Below are 2,865 nucleotides of genomic sequence, written 5' to 3'. Positions count from 1 at the left end.
TTTGGCTTTTTTTGACGATTTGGATGGTAGGGGTGACAAGTCCTCCCCACATATAACGGACTATTCAATGGCAAACGCGCATAATTGCCACGTCATGACCGTTTTGCCCTTCAGGCATATAATCCTACCCCCTGAAGGCTTTTCGTTGCTCCATACGTCTTATTCCACGTTTTCCGGGCTATCCCGCATGATGGATATACAGGGATTATACCAGAACCTTGGTTTTCTATGGTTTTTGGGATGTTTTTCTTTTTCTGTCCATTCATAAACAGTATTTTATGTTGAATTACACACTGTTTTTTCCTTTCATAGTCAACACAAAAACCTATTGACCATTCCATAAAAAACATAACAACCATTCAACATCAATAATAAAATACGACATTTATAAATATAGATTAACATTATACTTGATTTTATGTTTAATGTTATGTTAATATTTAAAAATACAGCAACACAATTTAAAGGAGAACTATTATGGCAAAAGCCAAAAAAGCATTATTCACATCATTTGGTCTGCTTAATTTTCAGGAACGAAAGGTGTTGAACGAAGGCAATGCGTTTTTTGAAGCCACACCAGAGGGAGGCAAGTCTGACAAGACCTTTTGCGTCACTCTGGATGATGGGAAGCAGATGTATTGCTATGTAGGCAATGACAAACTGACTTTTTACAAGGCCAATCTGGATGGCACTGACAAGCAATGGCTGTTCAATATTTTCCCGGATGGGGGCATATTTTCCGCTCACTCCATGGAAAATAAAAAGCGTAAAAAAGCACAGGCCAAGGCTCAGGAACAGAAAAAGCAACAGATTGGTGCTCAGAAGCCAGAACGCAGGACTTTGACGCTTCCCAAGGCTCCACATAAGAAAGCCCCTGTTATCGTGGAAGTCACAAAAAAGAAACGCTGATTTTCTTACCCCCAACCATTCAAACAGACAAAATTCACAAGGAGTTTTTCAGTCATTTTATAAGGAGATTTTAATATGCAATTTAGATTATTAGACAACAAAGGCACACCCAAATGGGAAATCAGTCGTTGGACCTACAGCCCTGAAAAGAAGCGAGCCATCAAGGAAACCCTTGGCTCTTTCCCCTGCTATTTTTCCATGGTTTCCGGTGGCATTCTGGATAAATGCACCAAACAGGAAAAAGCTGAAGTGCAGGAATGGTGGCGTGTCACCAGTGAAGCCGTAAACAGGGAACGTGTCAGAAGTCAGGTAACGACCCTTCCTTCCATCTTCCAGGACCTTGAAACCCTGTTGGACGTTATCCAGGACAATCCTGAAGACCTCGCAGAACTCAAGAACCATGCTTATGCATTCAAGGATGCTGTCAGCAAGGTTGTTCGCAGGAAGTCACGCCAACAGAAAAATCAGGAAACAGTCAACAGCGTTCCCGCTTGACCATTCATTATGTTTTCCCCTTCATAGTCAACAGGGTTTTATGTTGACTACTGACCTATTTTTATAAAATCACATCAACACAAAATACTGTTTAAGTTTTCATATATGTAACACATTTTATACAAAGCACCTGCATTATACCTGTAAAATACCTTTTTATACCTGCTTACGTTTTCTCATCTTGTTTGCCATCCCTTTTGTTATCTTTTGATTATAGCCAGGCATACCAGTATCCGCTTCGCGTCTACTGGTAACTGGCAAGGGGGAAAATGCTTTTCCCCCGTTGACCCCCATTTAAGCAGGAGACCCATTACATGAGTGAAAAAAGAAAACTGAAAAAATCGTTACTGGTTCGTCTGGATGATGAGCAATATGCGAGCATCACAAACCATGCCAGACAGCGTGACATCACAGCCAACAGTCTTGTGCGTGAGTGTCTGGCTGGTGCTCTTTCACCCTCTGATACATATCAGAAGGTCAAGCCAGTCAAAGCCTATAGTCCACGCACACCCCCCAAGCCGGAATACATCAAGGAGCTTTACAGGCTCAGGGAAAGCACGGCTGAACTGTGTGGGGCATTGGTGCAATATGCCATCAAATCACGTCAGGAGGGTCATGTCATGGCTCATGCTGAAGCAGAATCCCTTATCCCGGATGTGCGTGATGCTGTGCGTAATCTGGACAAGCTCCGCAAGAAGCTTGAAGGAAAATAATGATTAGCGGGGCTACACGTGGCAAGGGTGGCTCAGGACTATGGCGTCACCTTCTGGACTACAAGCGTCAGAATGATGCTGTCATGGTTGGTGCATCACGTGGGTTGATTGAAACCGGCACGAAAGACCAGATTAAGGAACTCACCACTATTGGCAGTTATGCCAGCCATTCCAAACCTCTCCACCATGTTCATGCAGACCCCGCACACGACTGGACATCAGACCAATGGGCTGATTTCTGGCAGGATTACGAAAATGAATTTTTTCTCCAGAAACAGCCCTTCACTGAAGTTGTGCATGTCAAACATGGCCGGGAACACAAGCACAGGGTGTATTCCCTTCTGTTGCCATCGGGTTCCTGTATCCGAATGGATAATGATTTCATCAGACGTGAGAAGCTGAACCGACTGGCAGAAATACGCACAGGAGAACCTATCCTGTCCGGCAGACATAATGATGCTGTTATCAAGGCTCTGGAAGCCGAAGGGAAAACAGCCCAAGCCCAGATACTCAGGGATGCAGGACTGGAAGGAACACGCACCAGAGGGAAACTGAAGCCCCAGGAACGTGCCCAACAGGAACGCACCCATATTGATAAGGCTGGTCTGGCTGTAATCGTTCTCAAGGGCTGGAAGGGCTACAACCCGGATATTCTGAGAGAGCAGTTAAAGGCTCATGGTTGTCATCTGGCTATGGGGGATAAGGGGCCGGTTGTCATAGACCAGACTGGCAATGTTCATGCTTTGAA

At 44.5% G+C, this 2,865-nt stretch carries 4 protein-coding genes; all 4 read left to right on the top strand.

Features of this window, described 5'->3' with window-relative positions:
* Positions 1-477: 477 nt before the first annotated feature.
* Entirely contained in the window at positions 478-909 is a 432-nt protein-coding gene (locus tag GXY01S_RS16490; RefSeq protein ID WP_061276855.1) for a hypothetical protein, read from the top strand.
* Between the two features lie 75 nt (positions 910-984).
* On the top strand, positions 985-1,404 hold the full coding sequence (locus GXY01S_RS16485) for a hypothetical protein (protein ID WP_061276853.1): 420 nt from the start codon (positions 985-987) through the stop codon (positions 1,402-1,404).
* A 314-nt stretch (positions 1,405-1,718) separates the two neighbouring features.
* On the top strand, positions 1,719-2,117 hold the full coding sequence (locus tag GXY01S_RS16480; RefSeq protein ID WP_061276851.1) for a hypothetical protein: 399 nt from the start codon (positions 1,719-1,721) through the stop codon (positions 2,115-2,117).
* Positions 2,118-2,200: 83 nt separating this feature from the next.
* Positions 2,201-2,865 (top strand): relaxase/mobilization nuclease domain-containing protein (locus GXY01S_RS18445; protein ID WP_370664567.1); only part of this gene is annotated, 665 nt, incomplete at its 3' end.

Origin of the sequence: Komagataeibacter xylinus NBRC 15237 (assembly GCF_001571345.1) — a bacterium.
GTDB classification, from domain to species: domain Bacteria; phylum Pseudomonadota; class Alphaproteobacteria; order Acetobacterales; family Acetobacteraceae; genus Komagataeibacter; species Komagataeibacter xylinus.
The sequence above is the reverse complement of the archived record's forward strand: the minus strand, read 5'-3'. Positions and strand labels throughout refer to the sequence as shown.